The organism is Promicromonospora sp. NPDC090134, from assembly GCF_044746965.1.
In the GTDB taxonomy this organism is placed as follows: Bacteria; Actinomycetota; Actinomycetes; order Actinomycetales; family Cellulomonadaceae; genus Promicromonospora.
Genome location: NZ_JBIVCZ010000008.1, coordinates 19232 through 36688 on the forward strand (window position 1 = coordinate 19232; position 17457 = coordinate 36688).

The 17457-nt window shown below is 73.8% G+C and carries 17 protein-coding genes; 12 read left to right on the plus strand and 5 right to left on the minus strand.

All coding sequences use genetic code 11. From position 1 onward, the window contains the following. Positions 1-33 precede the first annotated feature (33 nt). From ACIPN7_RS20545 to ACIPN7_RS20565, 5 genes are read left to right on the plus strand one after another with little or no spacing between them, the layout of a single operon-like run. Complete coding sequence (locus ACIPN7_RS20545) at positions 34-855, plus strand: ABC transporter permease (protein WP_400546480.1); 822 nt, start codon at positions 34-36, stop codon at positions 853-855. Continuing rightward, entirely contained in the window at positions 852-1661 is an 810-nt protein-coding gene (locus ACIPN7_RS20550) for an ABC transporter permease (protein ID WP_400546483.1), read from the plus strand. The genes ACIPN7_RS20545 and ACIPN7_RS20550 overlap by 4 nt, the downstream gene beginning before the upstream one ends. Then, positions 1658-2704 (plus strand): ABC transporter ATP-binding protein, encoded by a 1047-nt coding sequence (locus tag ACIPN7_RS20555; protein WP_400546486.1) that lies wholly within the window; start codon positions 1658-1660, stop codon positions 2702-2704. The genes ACIPN7_RS20550 and ACIPN7_RS20555 overlap by 4 nt, the downstream gene beginning before the upstream one ends. Beyond that, positions 2701-3798: a PotD/PotF family extracellular solute-binding protein gene (locus ACIPN7_RS20560; protein ID WP_400546489.1), complete on the plus strand. Its 1098-nt coding sequence runs from the start codon at positions 2701-2703 to the stop codon at positions 3796-3798. Before ACIPN7_RS20555 ends, ACIPN7_RS20560 begins: the two co-directional genes overlap by 4 nt. Before the next feature lie 29 nt (positions 3799-3827). Next, positions 3828-4922: an adenosine deaminase gene (locus tag ACIPN7_RS20565; RefSeq protein WP_400546492.1), complete on the plus strand. Its 1095-nt coding sequence runs from the start codon at positions 3828-3830 to the stop codon at positions 4920-4922. A 13-nt stretch (positions 4923-4935) separates the two neighbouring features. On the opposite strand, the gene ACIPN7_RS20570 is transcribed toward ACIPN7_RS20565, so the two are convergent. Beyond that, positions 4936-5619 carry an SDR family NAD(P)-dependent oxidoreductase gene (locus tag ACIPN7_RS20570; RefSeq protein ID WP_400546495.1) on the minus strand — a complete coding sequence of 228 codons (684 nt, stop codon included), beginning with the start codon at positions 5617-5619 and terminating at the stop codon, positions 4936-4938. A gap of 92 nt (positions 5620-5711) precedes the next feature. Between ACIPN7_RS20570 and ACIPN7_RS20575 the strand changes: the two genes are divergently transcribed. From ACIPN7_RS20575 to ACIPN7_RS20585, 3 genes are read left to right on the plus strand one after another with little or no spacing between them, the layout of a single operon-like run. Continuing rightward, entirely contained in the window at positions 5712-6560 is an 849-nt protein-coding gene (locus ACIPN7_RS20575) for a helix-turn-helix domain-containing protein (protein ID WP_400546498.1), read from the plus strand. 41 nt (positions 6561-6601) lie between these two features. Then, positions 6602-7702 (plus strand): GNAT family N-acetyltransferase, encoded by a 1101-nt coding sequence (locus tag ACIPN7_RS20580; protein ID WP_400546501.1) that lies wholly within the window; start codon positions 6602-6604, stop codon positions 7700-7702. A gap of 26 nt (positions 7703-7728) precedes the next feature. Continuing rightward, positions 7729-8874, plus strand: a complete 1146-nt coding sequence (locus ACIPN7_RS20585; protein WP_400546504.1) for a GNAT family N-acetyltransferase — start codon at positions 7729-7731, stop codon at positions 8872-8874. Here the strand turns inward: ACIPN7_RS20585 and ACIPN7_RS20590 are convergent. Both ACIPN7_RS20590 and ACIPN7_RS20595 read right to left on the minus strand, forming a co-directional pair. Further along, positions 8871-9683, minus strand: coding sequence for a TrmH family RNA methyltransferase (locus tag ACIPN7_RS20590; protein WP_400546507.1), 813 nt, complete (start codon positions 9681-9683; stop codon positions 8871-8873). The genes ACIPN7_RS20585 and ACIPN7_RS20590 overlap by 4 nt on opposite strands. Before the next feature lie 42 nt (positions 9684-9725). Next, positions 9726-10508 carry an enoyl-CoA hydratase-related protein gene (locus ACIPN7_RS20595; protein WP_400546510.1) on the minus strand — a complete coding sequence of 261 codons (783 nt, stop codon included), beginning with the start codon at positions 10506-10508 and terminating at the stop codon, positions 9726-9728. Between the two features lie 60 nt (positions 10509-10568). Between ACIPN7_RS20595 and ACIPN7_RS20600 the strand changes: the two genes are divergently transcribed. Next, the gene (locus ACIPN7_RS20600; RefSeq protein WP_400546513.1) at positions 10569-11744 is read left to right on the plus strand and encodes an acyl-CoA dehydrogenase family protein; all 1176 of its coding nucleotides are present in this window, start codon (positions 10569-10571) and stop codon (positions 11742-11744) included. On the opposite strand, the gene ACIPN7_RS20605 is transcribed toward ACIPN7_RS20600, so the two are convergent. Continuing rightward, on the minus strand, positions 11710-12297 hold the full coding sequence (locus tag ACIPN7_RS20605) for a TetR/AcrR family transcriptional regulator (protein ID WP_400546516.1): 588 nt from the start codon (positions 12295-12297) through the stop codon (positions 11710-11712). The genes ACIPN7_RS20600 and ACIPN7_RS20605 overlap by 35 nt on opposite strands. A gap of 72 nt (positions 12298-12369) precedes the next feature. Between ACIPN7_RS20605 and ACIPN7_RS20610 the strand changes: the two genes are divergently transcribed. Genes ACIPN7_RS20610 through ACIPN7_RS20620 form a run of 3 tightly spaced genes read left to right on the plus strand, consistent with a single transcriptional unit; the run spans position 12370 to position 16857 of the window. Then, positions 12370-13929, plus strand: coding sequence for a carboxyl transferase domain-containing protein (locus tag ACIPN7_RS20610; RefSeq protein ID WP_400546519.1), 1560 nt, complete (start codon positions 12370-12372; stop codon positions 13927-13929). Continuing rightward, entirely contained in the window at positions 13929-15884 is a 1956-nt protein-coding gene (locus tag ACIPN7_RS20615; protein ID WP_400546522.1) for a biotin carboxylase N-terminal domain-containing protein, read from the plus strand. The genes ACIPN7_RS20610 and ACIPN7_RS20615 overlap by 1 nt, the downstream gene beginning before the upstream one ends. Next, positions 15877-16857 (plus strand): hydroxymethylglutaryl-CoA lyase, encoded by a 981-nt coding sequence (locus tag ACIPN7_RS20620; protein WP_400546525.1) that lies wholly within the window; start codon positions 15877-15879, stop codon positions 16855-16857. The genes ACIPN7_RS20615 and ACIPN7_RS20620 overlap by 8 nt, the downstream gene beginning before the upstream one ends. Here the strand turns inward: ACIPN7_RS20620 and ACIPN7_RS20625 are convergent. After that, positions 16854-17447, minus strand: coding sequence for a hypothetical protein (locus ACIPN7_RS20625; protein ID WP_400546528.1), 594 nt, complete (start codon positions 17445-17447; stop codon positions 16854-16856). The genes ACIPN7_RS20620 and ACIPN7_RS20625 overlap by 4 nt on opposite strands. Positions 17448-17457 lie beyond the last annotated feature (10 nt).

Consider the following 17457-nt stretch of genomic DNA (forward strand, 5'->3'; position numbering starts at 1 on the left):
GATGGAACCGGTTCCATCAACGAAAGACGGCTCGTGCGAGCACGTTCCACAATCCTGCTGCTCCTGCCGGGGCTGGCGTTCCTGCTCGTCGGGTTCCTGCTGCCGGCGGTCGCGATGCTGTTCGCCCCGCCCGGCGTGACGTTCGCCCAGGTGATCGAGCGCATGGGCGCGATGCTCACCGACCCCTACGACCTCGGGATCATCTGGCGCACCGTGCGCATCGGCCTGATCGTCACCGCCCTGTGCGTGGTGCTCGGGTTCCCGATCGCCTCGCTGCTGGCCCGGTCGCAGTCCCGGTGGGCGGGCGTGCTGCTCGCGCTGGCGATCTTCCCGCTGCTGCTGAGCAACGTGGTGCGCACGTTCGGCTGGCTGGTGGTGCTCGGCTCCAACGGCGTCATCGGCCAGCTCCTGACCGGCCTGGGCCTCGTGGAGAAGGCGCCCCAGCTCCTGTACACGGAGCTGGCGATCGTGCTGGGCCTGGTCCAGCTCTTCCTGCCGCTGGCGGTCATCACCTGCTACTCCGCCGTCGCGCAGGTTGATCCCGGGCTCGACGAGGCGGCCCGGGGCCTGGGCGCCAGCCGCACCCGCTCGTTCTGGACCATCCTGGTGCCGCTCTCGCTGCCCGGCATCGTGGTCGCGGCCACGCTGGTGTTCGCGGGCTCCGTCACCGCGTACACCACGCCCTACCTGCTCGGCGGTTCGAGCCAGCGCATGCTCTCGACCCAGCTCTTCTCCTACGCGAGCGTCACGGTCGACTGGGCGGCGGCGTCGGCCACGGCGATCGTGATGACGGTGCTGGTCTTCCTGGTCTCCGGGATCTCGGCGTTCGTCGGCCGGAAGGGGGCCACCTCATGAGCCGAACCGTCACGCTGCGCCACCCCGTGGCCGGCACGCTCGCCGTGGCGGGCTACGTGATCATGATCGTGCCCATCCTGTTCGTCGTGGCCACGGCGTTCACCGCCGGCAGCACGCTGCGCTTCCCGCCCGAGGGGCTGTCGCTGAAGTGGTTCGGCGAGGCGGTGGCGTACTCGCCGTTCACGGAGGCCGTGGTCTCCAGCCTGGAGCTCGCGGTGCTCGCCACCGCGCTGGCCCTGGTGCTCGGCGTGCCGGTCACGCTGGCGATCCACCGGGGCAGGATCCCCGGCAAGGGGCTGCTGGAGGGCCTGTTCCTGTCGCCGCTCGTGGTGCCGGAGCTGGTCGTGGGCCTCGCGCTGTACCAGCAGCTCATGATCGGCCTGCACCTGGACAACTTCACCACCCTGCTGCTCGGTCACACGGCGCTGCTGCTGCCCTACGCCGTGCGCGTCACCGGGGCGTCCCTGGCGCTGGCGGACCCGGCCCTGGAGGAGGCGGCCCGCGGCCTGGGCGCCTCGCCGCTGCGGGCGTTCGTCACTGTGACGCTGCCGATGCTGCGTCCGGGCCTCATCTCGGCGGGGCTGCTCGGCTTCGTCACCTCGTTCAACAACGTGCCGCTGTCGCTGCTGCTGCAGACCCGCGACTTCCGGACGCTGCCCGTCACGATGCTCGACTACGTCCAGCAGAGCTACGACCCGATGGTCGCCGCCGCGTCCACGCTCGTGCTGGCCGCGACGGTCGTGGTGGCCGTCGTCGCCGAGCGCACGGTCGGCTTCGCCAAGATCTTCGGAGGAATCAACCGATGACCACCCCTGCCGCCGAGCTCGTCGGCGTCTCCCAGCGGTTCGGCAGCTTCACCGCCGTCGACTCGATCGACCTGCGGATCCCGCGCGGCCGCCTGACCACGCTGCTGGGCCCCAGCGGCTGCGGCAAGACGACGACGCTGCGCATGCTCGCCGGGTACGCCTCGCCGACGTCGGGCCGCATCCTGATCGACGGCCAGGACGCGACCCGCACCCCGCCGGAGAAGCGTGACCTGGGCATGGTCTTCCAGTCCTACGCGCTGTTCCCGCACCTGACGGTCGCCGACAACGTGGCCTACGGCCTGACGATGCGCAAGGTGCCCGCGGCCGAGCGGCGGCGCCGGGCCGGGGAGGCCCTGGAGCTCGTGGGGCTGGGGCACCTGGGCGACCGCAAGCCCAAGCAGCTCTCGGGCGGCCAGCAGCAGCGTGTCGCGCTGGCCCGCGCCATCGCCATCCGGCCCCGGCTGCTGCTGCTCGACGAGCCGCTGTCCAACCTGGACGCGCGGCTGCGCGTGCAGATGCGCGCCGAGATCCGCCGCATCCAGTCGGAGACCGGGCTGACGGTCGTGCTCGTGACGCACGACCAGGACGAGGCCCTGGAGATGTCCGACGAGATGGTGCTGATGCGCGCCGGCAAGGTCGTGCAGACCGGCGCGCCCCGCGACGTCTTCCCCGCGCCGGCCGACAAGTTCGTCGCCGAGTTCCTCGGCTACGAGAACTTCCTGACCCTGGCCGACGGCCGCGAGGCCGCCGTCCGCCCCGAGCACCTGCGCGTCCTTCCCGCGGACACCCCGCTGGACGGGCAGGCCGACGGCGCCGTCGCGCTCGACGCGGTCGTGGCCGACGTCGCCTACCGCGGCGTCGACCTGCTCGTCACTCTCGACGCCACCGACCCGGCCGGCGCGCCCGTGCGACTGCTGGCCGACCACCGGGCCGACGCCGCGACCGGGCCGGCGCCGTCGGCCGGCGACCGCGTCCGCCTGCTCGCGCCCCGGGCGCGCCTGGCCCTCCTGACCGCCGAACCCGCAACCGAAGGACTGTCATGACCCACGCTGTGCCTGCCCGCCGCGCCGCGGCACCGTCCGCCCGCCGCGCCACGGCGTTCGCCTCAGGCCTCGCGGCCACCGCCCTGCTGGTCTCCGGCTGCTCCGCCGGGGACGACGCCGCGGCCGAGGACACGATCGTCGTCTCCACGTTCCCGTTCGGCGTGGAGGAGTTCCAGGAGGCGGTGATCGACCCGTTCACCGCGAAGACGGGCATCAAGGTCGAGGTGGAGACCGGCTCGAACGCCGACCGGCTCTCGCAGCTCCAGGTGGCGGGGGACGACTCCGGCATCGACGTCATGCTGATCTCCGACTACTACGCCGCGCTCGGCCAGGAGAGCGACCTGTTCCAGGAGGTCGACGCCGCGAAGGTGCCGTCCCTGGACGAGGTGGCCGACTTCGCGCTCGAGGACGGCTACGACGGCCCCGCCTACAGCTACCAGCTCAACGGGACCATCTACTCGACCGAGGCGCTCTCGGCCGAGGAGGCCGCGCAGTGGGACCTGTACGGCGACGACCAGCTCGCCGGGAGCCTCGCGCTGCCGGACATCTCGGTCACGGCCGGGCAGCTCATGATCTCGGGCGTGGGGGAGACCTACGGTGACGGGCCGTACGACATCGACACCGCGCTGGACACCCTCGGCGGCTGGGCCCCGGGGATCCTGCAGTTCTACTCGTCGTCCACCGAGGTGACGAACCTGCTGACGCAGGGCGAGATCGTCGCCGCGGACTCCCTGAGCGGCTTCGCGACCGACCTGGTCGCCTCGGGCGAGCCGTACGCCTGGACGCCGCCGGCCACAGGCCGGTACATGGCCACCAACCGCGCCATGATCCCCGCGGGCGCCCCGAACGCGGACGGCGCGCACCAGTTCATCGACTACCTGCTCTCGGCCGCGGCCCAGACGAAGTCCGCCGAGCTCGTGGGCGACCTGCCCGTCAACCCCGCCGCGACCGTGCCGGACTCGATCGCGGCGGTCGTGGGCGACATCGCGGCCGACCCGGTCGCGGCCGGCTACTCGACGCTCGACCCGGCGGAGCTCGTGCCCACGCGCGGCGAGTGGGTGGACCGGTTCGCCCGTGAGGTGACGGCCGGCTGACCGGGCCCGACACCATGACGAGCACTGACATGAACACTGAACCGACCGGCACCGCGCTGGACCGCATGCCCAAGGTCGACCTGCACTGCCACCTCATCGGCACCGTCCGGGCCGGCACCTTCGCGGAGCTGGCCCGGCGTGAGGGCCTCGACCTGCCGGCCGAGCCCGAGCGGATCTTCGCGGACATCAACTCCCTGCCGCCGGACCCGGACCTGTACCGCGACACCCGCATCCCGGTGCCGCAGGGCCGTAGCGCGGACGAGCCCGAGGTCTCGTACTCGCTGTTCCAGGCCTCCCGCTGGGTCACGCAGGTGCTGCGCGACGCCGACGACCTCACCCGGATCACCTACGAGGCCTTCGAGGCGGCGCACCGCACGAGCGCGACGCGCCACCTCGAGGTGTCCTTCGACGCCGTGCCCGAGCACCTGGCCTCCCTGGGTTACCTCGGGTCGGTCGAGGCGTACGCCGAGGGCATCCGGATGGCCGAGCGCGACTTCGGCATGTCGGGCCGGCTCATCGCCGCGATCGACCGGTCGGGCTCCGGTGAGGACGCGCTGGAGCGCGTGCGCACCGTCGTCGACCACCCGCACGAGTACGTCGCGGGGATCGGCCTGGACAACCTGGAGACGGCAGGCCCGCCGGAGCGGTTCGCGGCGGCCTACCGGCTCGCCGGCGAGGCAGGCCTGGGCCGCACGGCGCACTCGTCCGAGCACGCCCCGGTCGCGGTGAACACCATCACCTGCCTGGACGTGCTCGGCTGCGACCGCATCGACCACGGCTACTTCGTCCTGCAGGACGACGACGTCGTGGCGCGGGTGCGCGACGAGCAGGTGCCGTTCACGGTGATCTCCACGACGTCGCGCCGCTCGTGGCGGCCGTGGCGGCGGGCCTCCATCGCCGCGATGCTGGACGCGGGGCTCAACGTGATCCCGGCGTCCGACGACCCGGGCATGTTCCCCACCACGCTGGCGGGCGAGTACCGCATCCTGGCAGACGACCTCGCGGTGCCCGACGACCGGCTGCGCCAGATGGCGCTCGCCGGCGTCGAGGCCGCGTGGCTGCCGCCCGCCGAGAAGGCGGCGCTGCGCACCCGGTTCGAGAAGGAGCTCGCGGACCTGGCCTGAGCGCCCGGCCCGGTCAGAACGGGAGCGGCCCGTTCTCGTCCCGGAGGGTCCCGGTCGGGCCGTCCGGGCCGAGGGTCGCCAGCTCCACGACCACGGCGGCCGACTCCTCGGGTGCGCGGCCGATGCCGAACGAGGCGGTCATGTCGGTGGCGGCGGTGCCGGGCTCCAGGGCGTTGAACCGGATGCCGGGGTGCGCCTTGGCGTACTGCACGGTCAGCATGGTGGCCGCCGCCTTGGACGCCGCGTACAGCGCGATCGGCAGGTTGTACTCCGGCCGCTCGGGGTTGGTCACGGCCCAGAAGGAGCCGGCGCTGCTGGAGACGGTCACCACCTGGGGGTTCGGCGACCGGCGCAGCAGGGGGAGCGCCGCCTCGGTGACACGTACGATCCCCACCGCGTTGGTGTCGAAGGACCGCAGCGCGGTGGGGCCGTCCAGCGTGGTGTCCAGGACGCCCGCGTTGTGCACCAGCACGTCGAGCCGGCCCGCGGCGTCGTCGATGGTCGCCAGCGCGGCGGCGACCGACGCGTCGTCGGTCACGTCGAGCTGGACGAACCGGGCGCCCAGCGTCGCGGCGGCCCGCGCTCCCCGCTCGGCGTCGCGGGCGCCGATCCAGACGTCGTGGCCCCGCTCCAGCAGCTGCCGGGCGGTCTCGTACCCGATGCCCTTGTTGGCCCCGGTGATCAGCGTGACGGTCATGCGTGTCCTCCCGAAATATGCGGCCCGGTCGGGCCGTTGGACACGCTATGAGCGGCCACACCGACCAGCCAGGACCCTCCGGAGACCGGGGTGTGGCAGGACCCCCTCTGCGCGATGCGGCCAACCCGTTGGGTGCGTACCTGCGGGCGCGGCGCGAGCTGGTCACGCCCCGGCAGGCGGGCCTCCCCGAGACGGGCACCCGGCGGGTGCCCGGGCTGCGGCGCGAGGAGGTCGCGATGCTCGCCGGCATCAGCGCCGACTACTACCTGCGGCTGGAGCGCGGGCGCGACCGCAACCCGTCCGTGCAGGTGCTGGAGTCCCTGGCGCGCGTGCTCCACCTCGACGACGCCCACTTCGCGCACCTGCGCACGCTCGTCGCCGACGCCCCCGGGCAGCGCGTCCGGCAGCGCGGGCACCACCCGGGCGAACAGGCCGTGCCCGACGGCGCGCGCAAGCTCCTGGACTCGCTGGTGCAGCCGGCGTTCATCGAGGGCCGGTACTTCGACGTCGTGGCCTCGAACGCCCTGGCCCGCGCGGTCGACCCGCGCCTGGACGTGGGCGGCAACCAGCTGCGGGACCTGTTCCTCGACCCGTCCGCCCAGGCGCTCTACCCGGAGTGGGCGAACGTCACGGAGTGCTTCGTGGCCAGCCTGCGGCAGTCCGCGGGCACCGACGTCGACGACCCGCGGTTCGTCGAGCTCGTCGGGCAGCTCTCCGCCAGCGCGCGGTTCCGCGAGCTCTGGGCGCGCCACGAGGTGCGCGGGCAGCGCGGCACCCCGCTGCGGATCGACCACCCGCACGTCGGCGAGCTGACCGTCAACCGGGAACGGCTCGGCATCGGCGGCGCCGAGCACCTGATGCTCGTCGTCTACCACCCGGACACCGGGTCCGCCGACGCCGACAAGCTGGCCCGCCTGGCCCTGGCCGGCGCCCGGGCATAAATCCCGTGGCCGACGGCACCCCGGTCGCCTAGCGTGGCGGCATGCCTCCCGTGCGCGCCACCATCGCCGACCGCGCCGCCGCGCCGGCCGACCTGACGCACCCGACCGCGGGCGGCCTCACCTGGCGCCCCTGGACTCGGGCGGACGTGCCCGCGCTGACGGCGCTCGTGCGCGCCGTCCAGGAGGCCGACGGCCGCGACTGGTTCACGCCCGCCGACGAGATCGCCGAGACCTTCGGCGCCCCCGCGTACGACCCGGCGCACACGCTGCTGGGCATCGACGCCGACGGCACACCGCTCGCGTACGCCCACGCCGAGCAGTTCCCCACCGAGGGCGCCACCATCCTGCGGTCCTGGCTCGTCGGCGGTGTGCACCCGAGCCGCCGCGGCGAGGGCATCGGCACCGAGCTGCTGGCCTGGGCCACGGGCCGCGCCCGGCAGGCGCTCGCGGCGCACGACGGCGACCCGCGGCTGGCCGGGCTGCCCGCGCGGATCGCCGTGGACCTCGTGGACGGCGACCCGGCCGAGCGGCGCGACCTGCTGCGCGCGGGCGGGTTCGAGCCCGTGCGCTACTACGCCAACCTGCTGCGCGACCTGGGCGCGCCCGTGCCCGCGGTCGGCCTGGAGCCGCCGCTGCGGCTGGTCCCGTGGACCGACGCCCTGGAGGACGCCGCGCGGCTGGCCCGCAACGACGCGTTCCGGGACCACTGGGGCAGCCAGCCGCGCACCGCCGAGTCCTGGCGGGCGTACCGCAGCTCCTTCGCGCCGCAGTGGTCGTTCCTCGTGGTCGACGAGTCGGTGCGCTACCCGGGCTCCGAGCACGAGCAGCCGGGGGACACGACGGTCGCGCCCGGCACCCCGTACATCGTGGGGCTGCACCGCGCCGGGCGGCACGAGCACGACTGGGCGACGCAGGGCTACACCGCCGGCTACACCGAGCTGCTGGGCGTGCGCCGCGCCTACCGCGGCCGCCGCATCGCCGTCGCGCTGCTGACGCACGCCATGCGCGTCTTCGCCGACGACGGCATGCAGCACGCCGAGCTCGACGTCGACACCGACAACCCGACCGGCGCCCCCGCCCTGTACGCCCGGCTGGGCTACGCCAAGAGCGACGGCTCCACCCTGTACGCCATCGAGCTGTGAGTCCGACGAGCCCTGAAGGAAGCACCATGACCACCGAGACCGACGACTCCGCCCCGACCGGCCCCGACCCGGCCGTTCCTGCCCCGATCGCCGAGCGCGCCGCCGCCCCGGCGGCCGTGACCGTGCCCACAGCGGGCAACCTCACCTGGCGCCCCGCCACCCGCGAGGACGTGCCCGTGTGGCTCGCCCTGCGCAACCACATCGCCCGCGCCGACGCCGAGCCGTACGTCGAGACCGCCGAGGAGATCGAGGAGATCTTCGACGGCACCTGGCGCGACATGAGCCGCGACTCCCTGCTCGGCTTCGACGCCGACGGCGCCCTCGTGGCCTGGGGCTACGTCGTCAGCCCGCCCGGTGACGTCACCGCGGTGCGGGCCTTCACCTGGGGTGGTGTGCACCCCGACCGGCGCGGCGAGGGCATCGGCCGCGAGGTGCTGGCCTGGGCGATCGGCCGCGCCCGGCAGCTGCTGGCGGCGTCGGGCAAGGACGTGCCCGCCCGGATCGCGGTGTTCGCCGAGGACGACGGGCCGGCGAGCAAGCAGCGCCTGTACGAGCGGGCCGGCATGGAGGTGCGCCGCTACTACTCCGACCTCGCGCGCCCCCTGACCGGCCCCGACGCCGCCCCCGTGCCCGAGGTGGCGCTGTCCGGGTCGCTGCGGCTCGCCCCGTGGTCCGAGGCGCTCGACGAGGCCACCCGCCTGGCACACAACGACGCCTTCCGCGACCACTGGGGCAGCCAGCCGCAGACCCGCGAGCAGTGGGCCGAACGCGCGGGCTTCGCGCCGCAGTGGTCCTTCGTCGTGGTCGACGACGCCCCCGACGTCGACGCGCTGCTCGCCTCGCCCGACATCGAGCCCGAGACCGCCGCCGCGCTCCGGGCGGGCGAGCCGCTCGTGGTGGGCTACTCCCTGGCCGGTCACTACCCCGAGGACTTCGCGGTGCGCGGGTACTCCTTCGGGTACATCGACATCCTCGGCGCGCGCCGCTCCTACCGGGGCCGCAAGGCCGCGCTCGCGGCGCTCGCGGCGAGCATGCGGGCCTTCGCCGCCGACGGCATGGAGTACGCCGCGCTCGACGTCGACACGGCCAACCCGAGCGGCGCCCACGGCTTGTACGCGAGCCTGGGCTACACCAAGACGACGGGCTCGCGCATGCTCTCCATCGAGCTCTAGCCCGCGAGGCGCTGGCGGCGGGCCTCGTAGAGCACCACCGTGGCCGCGTTCGCGGCGTTGAGCGAGCTCGCGGAGCCCGTCATCGGGATGCTCAGCGTCACGTCTGCGGCGTCCCGCCACGACTGGGTCAGGCCCGTGGTCTCGTTGCCGACCAGGAGCAGGACGGGCTGGGTCAGGTCGTAGGCGGAGACGTCGGCGTCGCCGTGCTCGTCCGTGGCCACGACCACGAGGGGCAGTCCGGCGGCCCGGCGCGCCGTCACCCAGTCCATGACCTCCGCCGTGGAGGGGGAGCGCACCACCGGCATCGCGAAGAACGAGCCGGTGCTGGCCCGCACGGACTTGGGGTCGTAGGCGTCGGCGGCGTGCCCCGTGGTGATCACGCCGTGGGCGCCGAACGCGTCGGCCGACCGCACGACCGCGCCGATGTTGCCCGGCTGCGTGGGCCGGTCGAACACGACGCCGAGGAAGTCCGGGCCCGCCTCGATGCGGTCCAGGTCGTCGGGCCGCATCGCGATGACCGCCAGCAGCTCGGCGTCCTCCTTCTCGGCGAGCTCGGCCAGCAGGTCGGGTGCCATCTTCACGTGCTCGGTGTGCGGGTGGGCCGCGAGCAGGTCCCGGGCCCACTGCGAGAGCCGGCGCTCGGCGTCGTACAGCAGGGCGCGGACCTCCCAGCCGTGCTCGACGGCCATCGTGATCGGCCGCACGCCCTGCACCAGGAACTCGCCCGCGCGGTGCCGCTTGTTGCGGTTCGTCACGAGGGTCTGGAGCTGCTGGAAGCGTGCGTTGCGCTGGGAGATCCGGGTAGCCACGCCCCCATCCAATCAGCCCGCGTCCCCTCGGGCCTCATCCGGTCAGCGCGCCAGCAGCTTCTCCATCGCCGCCCGGGCGCGCTCCGAGCCGAACAGCTCCGCCGAGGAGACCACGACGTCGTCCACGTGCGCGTCGAAGCGGGCCAGCACGTCCGCGTTGAGCAGCTCCTTGGTCGCGGCCAGCCCCTGCGGGTCGGCGGCGGCCAGGCCGTCGAGGACGGCGTCCACCTCGTCGTCGAGGTGCTCCAGCGGCACCGCCCGGGTCACCAGGCCCCACTCGGCGGCCTCCGCGGCGGTGAACTGTGCCCCGGTGAGGAAGGTGCGCTGGGCGGCGCGCGGCGTCATCCGTGGCAGCACCGCGAGCGAGATGACGGCGGGCGCGAGCGCCAGGCGGGCCTCGGTGAAGGCGTAGGTGATCTGGTCGGCGCTGACCGCGACGTCGCACGCGGCGACCAGGCCGATGCCGCCGGCCCGCACCGGCCCGTGCACGCGCGCCACGACGGGCTTGGGCAGGGCGAGCAGGTCGCGCAGCACGTCGGCGAGCCGGCGCGCGGAGACGGTCATGCCCTCGGCCAGGGCCTCGGTGAGGTCGGCGCCCGAGCAGAACGCGGGGCCGCTGGCCGCCAGCACCACGGCGCGCACGTCGTCGTGCGCGGCGCGGTCCAGGGCGGCCCGCAGCTCGTCGAGCAGGGCGAGGGACAGGGCGTTGCGCCGCCGGGGCGCGTCGAGCGTGATCCGGGCGTACGTGACGGGCGGGGCATCGGGCGGCGCGTCGGGTCGGTCGAGCACCACGACGTCGTAGGCGACCTGACTGAGGGTGGTCATCGAGAAGTCCTCCGGGTGGGGCCTGGCGCTGTGAGGTTAATGGTGGTTAACCTCTGTGACATGCGCAACATGCATACACCAGAGAACCCGGAGCACACCAAGCTCCGGGACGCGGTACGTGACTATGCCGACCGCGAGATCGCGCCCCACATCGCCCGATGGGACAGGGAGAGTCGCCTGCCCGTCGAGGTGGTGCACCAGATGGGTGAGCTGGGCCTGTTCGGCCTGACCACCCCGGAGGAGTACGGAGGGTCCGGGCTCGGGCTCACCGGGCTCTGCATCGCCGTCGAGGAGATCGGCCGCGTGGACCAGTCCGTCGGCATCACGCTCGGGGCCGGCGTCGGCCTCGGCGTGGGCACGCTGCTCGCCTTCGGCACCGAGGAGCAGAAGAAGACCTGGCTGCCCGACCTGGTCGCCGGACGGCGGCTCGGCGCGTTCGGCCTGACGGAACCCGGCGCGGGCAGCGACGCCAACGCCATGACCACCACCGCGGAGCTCGTCGACGGCCAGTGGGTCATCAACGGGGCCAAGCAGTTCATCACCAACTCCGGCACTCCCATCACCAGCGTCTGCACCGTCGCGGCGCGCACCGGCACCCGGCCGGACGGCAGCCCGGAGCTCAGTGCGATCATCGTCCCCACCGACACCCCGGGGTACGTCGTCGAACCCCTGCACGACAAGATGAGCTGGCGCTCCTGCGACACCCACGCGCTGCGCTTCGAGGACGTGCGCGTGCCCGAGGCCAACCTCCTGGGGGAGCGCGGCAACGGGTTCAAGCAGCTCATGATCTGCCTCAACACCGGGCGCGTGGCCGTGGCGGCGCTCGCGACCGGCTGCATCCAGGCCATGCTGGAGCTTTCGGTGGAGCACGCCGGCGTGCGTCCCACGTTCGGCGGGCCGATCGGCCGCAAGCAGGGTGTCGCGTTCCAGATCGCCGACATCGAGGTCATGCTCCAGGCGAGCCGGGCGCTCACCTTCCGGGCCGCGACCCTGAAGGACTCGGGTGCGCCGCTCGACGAGTTCCGGCGGGCCTCCTCGGTCGCCAAGCTCTACGCCACGGAGTCCGCCGTGACGGCCACGCGCATCGCGGCGCAGGTCTTCGGCGGCTACGGCGTCATGGAGGACGGGCCGATCGCCCGCTTCTACCGGGACGCGAAGGTGCTGGAGATCGGCGAGGGGACGTCCGAGCTGCAGCGCATGCTCATCGCGCGGGGTCTGGGCCTGCCGGTGGAGTGAGCAGGGCGGCGCGGGCCATGCGGGTCAGGAGGGCCCGCATGGCCGCGCGTCCGATGCGTGCGCTGTGCGGCGTCGAGTTGAGCAGGCCGAACGCGGCCTGCACGGCGGCCCGGGCCTCGGTACCGCCGAGGTCGGGACGCAGGGGGCGCAGCGAGTCGGTCCAGACGTCGATGTACGCGAGCTGGTGCTCCCGCACCTGTGCGCGGGCCTCGGCGCCCAGCGCGCCCCACTCGCGTTCCTGGATCACGATGAGGGCGGGGTTGTCGAGCGCGAAGTCGGCGTGCCGGGCGATCAGGGCGGTGAGGGCGCCGTCGGGCCGTCCGGCGGGCACGCCGTCGTCGGGCAGCAGCTCGCGCGCGCCGGCCAGGAGCTGGTCGGAGGCGTGCAGGAGGCACTGCCCGAGGATGTCCTCCTTGCCCGCGAAGTGTTTGTAGAGGGCGGGGCCGGAGACACCGACGGCCGCGCCGATGTCTCCCATGGAGACGCCGTGGAAGCCACGGGCGGCGAACAGGTCGGCCGCCGTGCTCAGGATCTGCTGCCTGCGCGGGGTCACCGGAGCAGTCTAGGAGCGACCTGCCGGAACGAGGGGTTAACGATCATTAACCAGCGGACTATGCTGCGGCACATGACCACCGACGTCGGCGTTGGACCGGATCTGCGCACCCTGACCGCGCAGCTGCGCGACCGGCTGGCGCGCGTGCGCCAGGGCGGCTCGCCCGAGGCGCGCGCCCGCCACACCGGGCGCGGCAAGCTGCTCGCCCGCGACCGGGTGGACCGGCTGCTCGACCCGGGCAGCCCGTTCCTGGAGATCGGGGCCCTGGCGGCCTACGACATGTACGGGGGCGAGTGGGCGGTGCCCAGCGCGGGCATCGTCACCGGGATCGGGCGCATCGCGGGGCGGCAGTGCGTCGTGGTCGCCAACGACGCGACCGTCAAGGGCGGCACGTACTACCCGGTCACGGTCAAGAAGCACCTGCGCGCGCAGCAGGTCGCGGCCGAGAACCACCTGCCGTGCGTCTACCTCGTGGACTCCGGCGGCGCCTACCTGCCGATGCAGGACGAGGTGTTCCCCGACCGCGAGCACTTCGGGCGCATCTTCTACAACCAGGCCAACCTGTCCGCCCGGGGCATCCCGCAGGTCGCCGCCGTCATGGGCTCATGCACCGCGGGCGGCGCGTACGTGCCGGCGATGAGCGACGAGGCCGTCATCGTGCGGGACCAGGGCACGATCTTCCTCGGAGGCCCGCCCCTGGTCCAGGCCGCCACGGGCGAGGTCGTCACGGCCGAGGAGCTGGGCGGCGGCGTCGTGCACACCACCACCTCCGGCGTCGCGGACCACCTGGCCGACGACGACGCCCACGCCCTGCGGATCGTGCGCGAGATCATCGCCACCACCCCGGCCGCCACCCCGCTGCTCGACCGCGTGCCGCCCGAGGAACCCGAGCTCGACCCCGACGGGCTGTACGACGTGCCCGCCGACCCGCGCACCCCGTACGACGTGCGCGACGTGATCCGGCGGATCGTCGACGGCTCCCAGCTCGCCGAGTTCAAGGCCCGCTACGGCGAGACGCTCGTGTGCGGGTTCGCGCGGATCGACGGCTACCAGGTCGGGATCGTGGCCAACAACGGCATCCTGTTCTCCGAGTCCGCGCTCAAGGGCGCGCACTTCGTGCAGCTCTGCGACCAGCGGCGCATCCCGCTCGTGTTCCTGCAGAACATCGCCGGGTTCATGGTCGGCAAGGAGTACGAGCACCGCGGCATCGCCAAGGACGGCGCCAAGCTCGTCACCGCCGTGGCCTGCACCTCCGTGCCCCGGTTCACCGTGGTGCTCGGCGGCTCGTTCGGCGCCGGCAACTACGGCATGAGCGGCCGCGCCTACGACCCCCGCTTCCTGTGGATGTGGCCCGGCGCCCGCATCTCCGTGATGGGCGGCGAGCAGGCCGCCTCCGTCCTGGCCACCGTGCGCAAGGACCTCGCCGACGCCCCCGCCGCCGACGTCGAGGCGTTCAAGGCCCCGATCCGCGACCGGTACGAGACCCAGGGCAACCCCTACTACGCCACGGCCCGCCTGTGGGACGACGGCGTGATCGACCCCGCCGACACCCGCCGCGTCCTGGCCCTCGGCCTGGCCGCCACGGCCGGCGCGCCGATCCCCGAACCCTCCTACGGCATCTTCCGGATGTGATGACGATGCACACCCTGCTCATCGCCAACCGCGGCGAGATCGCCCTACGGATCATCCGCACCGCCCGCCGGCTCGGCCTGCGCACCGTCGCCGTCCACTCCGACGCCGACACCGGCGCCCCCCACACCCGCGCCGCCGACGTCGCCGTCCGCATCGGCCCCACGCCCGCCGCCGAGTCCTACCTGTCGATCCCCGCGCTGCTCGCCGCCGCGAAGGAGACCGGCGCCGACGCCGTCCACCCCGGCTACGGGTTCCTGTCCGAGCAGGCCGAGTTCGCCCGCGCCGTGATCGGCGCCGGGCTCACCTGGGTAGGCCCGCCGCCCGCCGCGATGGACGCCATGGCCCGCAAGGACACCGCGCGCGAGATCGCCCGGAAGGCGGGCGTGCCAGTGCTGGAGTCGCTCGGCAACGTCAGCGGCGGCTGGTTCGCCATGCAGGGGAGCCGGACCTACCCGCTCCTGGTCAAGGCAGCCGCCGGTGGCGGCGGCAAGGGCATGCGGATCGTGCGCGGCGAGGACGAGCTCGCCGCCGCCATCGCCGCCGCCGGCCGCGAGGCCGCCGCCGCGTTCGGCGACGACACCCTCGTGCTGGAGCGGTACGTCGAGCACGGCCGGCACGTCGAGGTGCAGGTCCTCGCCGACGAGCACGACACCGTGCTGCACCTGCACGAGCGCGACTGCTCCGCCCAGCGCCGCCACCAGAAGGTGCTGGAAGAGGCCCCCGCGCCCGACCTCGACCCCGCCCTGCGCGACGCGCTGCACACCTGGGCCGTCAGCCTCGCCCGCGAGGTCGGCTACACCGGCGCCGGCACCGCCGAGTTCCTCGTCGACACCACCCCCGGCACCGGCGGCGCCTGGTTCCTCGAGATGAACACCCGCCTCCAGGTCGAGCACCCCGTCACCGAGGAGGTCGTGCGCGTCCGCGGCGAACGGATCGACCTCGTCGAGCAGCAGCTCCGCGTCGCCGCCGGCGAACCCCTCGGCTACACGCAGGACGACGTCGCCGTCACCGGGCACGCCATCGAGGCCCGGATCTACGCCGAGGACGCGTTCGGCGGGTTCCTGCCGCAGGCCGGAACCGCCACCCGCGTGCGCTGGCCCGCCTCGACCGGCCCGACCACCGTCCGGGTCGAAGCCGGGCTGGAGGACGGCACCGTCGTCCCCGCCGCCTACGACCCCATGGTCGGCAAGATCATCGCGCGCGGCCCCGACCGCGAGGCCGCCCGGCACGCGCTCGTCGACGCCCTCGACGACACCGCGATCGGCGGCCTCGTCACCAACACCGGATTCGTGCGGGCGCTCGCGGACTCCGGCGCGTTCCGCGACGGCGAGGTGCACACCGCCTGGCTGGACACCCACCCGCTGCCCGCGCCGGACCCGGGGCCCGCCCTGGTGGCGGGCGCCTGGGCCGTGGCCTCCGCCGCGGCGCGGGCCGGCGGAGACGGCTGGCGGCTCGGCGGCCCGTCCGCGGACACGTGGGTCGAGCTCGACGACGCGGTGCTCCGCGTGAGCGTCGCCCGGGGCGAGGCGCGGCGCGACGGCGCGCCGCCGACGTCGTGCCGGGCCGTGGGCGGTGCTGCCGGCACCGACGGTCTGCACCTGCTGGAGCTGGACGGCATGACCGCCCGGTTCGTGGTGGACGTGCGTCCCCGGTCCGTGGAGGTGAGCACGCGCGGGCACACCTTCCGGTTCGCCCGGCCGGGCGGCTCACGCGCGGCCGAGGCCGACCTGTCCGACGGCGTCGTGGTGGCCGCGATGCCCGGCGCCCTGGCTCGCGTGGAGGTGCGCGACGGCGAGACGGTGACCGCCGGGCAGTCGCTCGGCGTGCTGGAGGCGATGAAGATGGAGGTGGCGCTCGTGGCGCCGTCCGACGGTGTGGTGCGGGTCCGTGCCGCTGCCGGGGAGCAGGTCGCGGCGCGGCAGGTGCTGTTCGTCATGGAGGTGGCCGATGCCTGAGCCGATGCCTGGGCGGACGTCCCGGGAGTACCGCCGTCCCCAGGTGGTGCGCGACCTGGCCCTGCCCGAGCGCGTGACCGTCTACGAGGTGGGCCCGCGGGACGGGCTGCAGAACGAGAAGGCCGTGGTCCCGACCGCGGTCAAGGTGGACCTGGTCGAACGGCTCCTCGACGCCGGTCTGCCGTACGTGGAGGCCACGAGCCTGGTGCACCCGCGCTGGGTGCCGCAGCTCGCCGACGCCGCCGAGGTGCTGGACGCCCTGGTGGACCGGCTCGGCGACCGCGCCCGCGACCTGCCGGTGCTGGTGCCGAACGAGCGCGGCCTGGAGCGCGCCTATGACCTGGGGCTGCGGCACATCGCGGTCTTCGCCAGCGCCACCGACACCTTCGCCCGCCGGAACCTGAACCGGTCCCTGGACGAGCAGTACGCGATGTTCGAGCCGGTCATGACGCGAGCGCGCGCAGCGGGGATGCGGGTGCGGGCGTACGTCTCCATGTGCTTCGGCGACCCGTGGGAGGGCGACGTGCCGCTGGAGCAGGTGGTCACCGCGGGCAGGCGGCTGATGGACCTGGGCGCGGAGCAGCTCTCCCTGGGGGACACGATCGGCGTCGGGACGCCGGGGCACGTCGTCGCGTTGCTGGACGCGCTGAACGCCGCCGGCCTGCCCGACGACGTGCTGGCCCTGCACGCCCACGACACCTACGGGCAGGCGCTGGGCAACGTCGCGGCCGCGCTGCGGCACGGGGTCACCACGTTCGACACGTCGGCCGGGGGCCTCGGCGGGTGCCCGTACGCGGAGTCGGCCACGGGCAACCTCGCCACGGAGGACCTGCTGTGGATGCTGGACGGGCTGGGGATCACCACCGGGGTGTCCCTGCCGCGGGTGGTGGAGACCAGCGCGTGGCTGGAGCCGCACCTGGACCACGAGCTGACGAGCCGGACGTACCGGGCGTTGGGTGGAGGCGGGGACTAGCCGGCGGTCTCCACGACGTCCCGGACGTAGAACGTGTACCAGAGCCGGACGGGGGTCCCCGCGCCCTCGCCGACGGCCATGCTGGGCCTGATCGAGGTGGAGACCTCGCCGTTCGACCCGTTGTAGTTGTCCTTCGCGCGCGTCTCGTTGGTGTCGGCGGTCTCGGCCCACTGCGCGGTCCCGGCCCACTGGGCGACGAGTGCCGTGTCGACGCCGAGGAGCCCGGCGTCGGCCACCATCCGGTCGGCGGCGGCCTGGCCGTCCGCCTCGGTCCAGAACAGGTCGACGGAGTCCACGTAGCCGTGCCGCGTGGTCACCGTCATCTCCTCGGTGCTCCCGGACCAGGTGCCGGTGGGGAGCGTCAGGCTCACCGTGGCGTCCTCCGGCACGGTGACGACCACCATCTGGTCCGCCGGCAGCCCCAGCGTCTCCGCGTCGAGCGGTCGTGTCAGGTCCCACTGCATGCTGTTCCCCTCTCCGAAGAGCTCCACACCGTCGTCGTCCGCCCCGCCGACGTGCACGGTGCAGCCGGCCGTCACCGCGAGGGCGAGGACCGCGCACACCGCGAGGACCACGTGTCGTACGGACATGGCACCCACC

What these genes read in the sequence shown, in the direction of transcription:
- ACIPN7_RS20550 (WP_400546483.1), top strand. Translation starts at nt 852, where the DNA reads ATGAGCCGAACCGTCACGCTGCGCCACCCCGTGGCCGGCACGCTCGCC.
- ACIPN7_RS20555 (WP_400546486.1), top strand. Translation starts at nt 1,658, where the DNA reads ATGACCACCCCTGCCGCCGAGCTCGTCGGCGTCTCCCAGCGGTTCGGC.
- ACIPN7_RS20560 (WP_400546489.1), top strand. Translation starts at nt 2,701, where the DNA reads ATGACCCACGCTGTGCCTGCCCGCCGCGCCGCGGCACCGTCCGCCCGC.
- ACIPN7_RS20565 (WP_400546492.1), top strand. Translation starts at nt 3,828, where the DNA reads ATGAACACTGAACCGACCGGCACCGCGCTGGACCGCATGCCCAAGGTC.
- ACIPN7_RS20570 (WP_400546495.1), bottom strand. Translation starts at nt 5,619, where the DNA reads ATGACCGTCACGCTGATCACCGGGGCCAACAAGGGCATCGGGTACGAG.
- ACIPN7_RS20580 (WP_400546501.1), top strand. Translation starts at nt 6,602, where the DNA reads ATGCCTCCCGTGCGCGCCACCATCGCCGACCGCGCCGCCGCGCCGGCC.
- ACIPN7_RS20585 (WP_400546504.1), top strand. Translation starts at nt 7,729, where the DNA reads ATGACCACCGAGACCGACGACTCCGCCCCGACCGGCCCCGACCCGGCC.
- ACIPN7_RS20595 (WP_400546510.1), bottom strand. Translation starts at nt 10,508, where the DNA reads ATGACCACCCTCAGTCAGGTCGCCTACGACGTCGTGGTGCTCGACCGA.
- ACIPN7_RS20600 (WP_400546513.1), top strand. Translation starts at nt 10,569, where the DNA reads ATGCGCAACATGCATACACCAGAGAACCCGGAGCACACCAAGCTCCGG.
- ACIPN7_RS20610 (WP_400546519.1), top strand. Translation starts at nt 12,370, where the DNA reads ATGACCACCGACGTCGGCGTTGGACCGGATCTGCGCACCCTGACCGCG.
- ACIPN7_RS20615 (WP_400546522.1), top strand. Translation starts at nt 13,929, where the DNA reads ATGACGATGCACACCCTGCTCATCGCCAACCGCGGCGAGATCGCCCTA.
- ACIPN7_RS20620 (WP_400546525.1), top strand. Translation starts at nt 15,877, where the DNA reads ATGCCTGAGCCGATGCCTGGGCGGACGTCCCGGGAGTACCGCCGTCCC.
- ACIPN7_RS20625 (WP_400546528.1), bottom strand. Translation starts at nt 17,447, where the DNA reads ATGTCCGTACGACACGTGGTCCTCGCGGTGTGCGCGGTCCTCGCCCTC.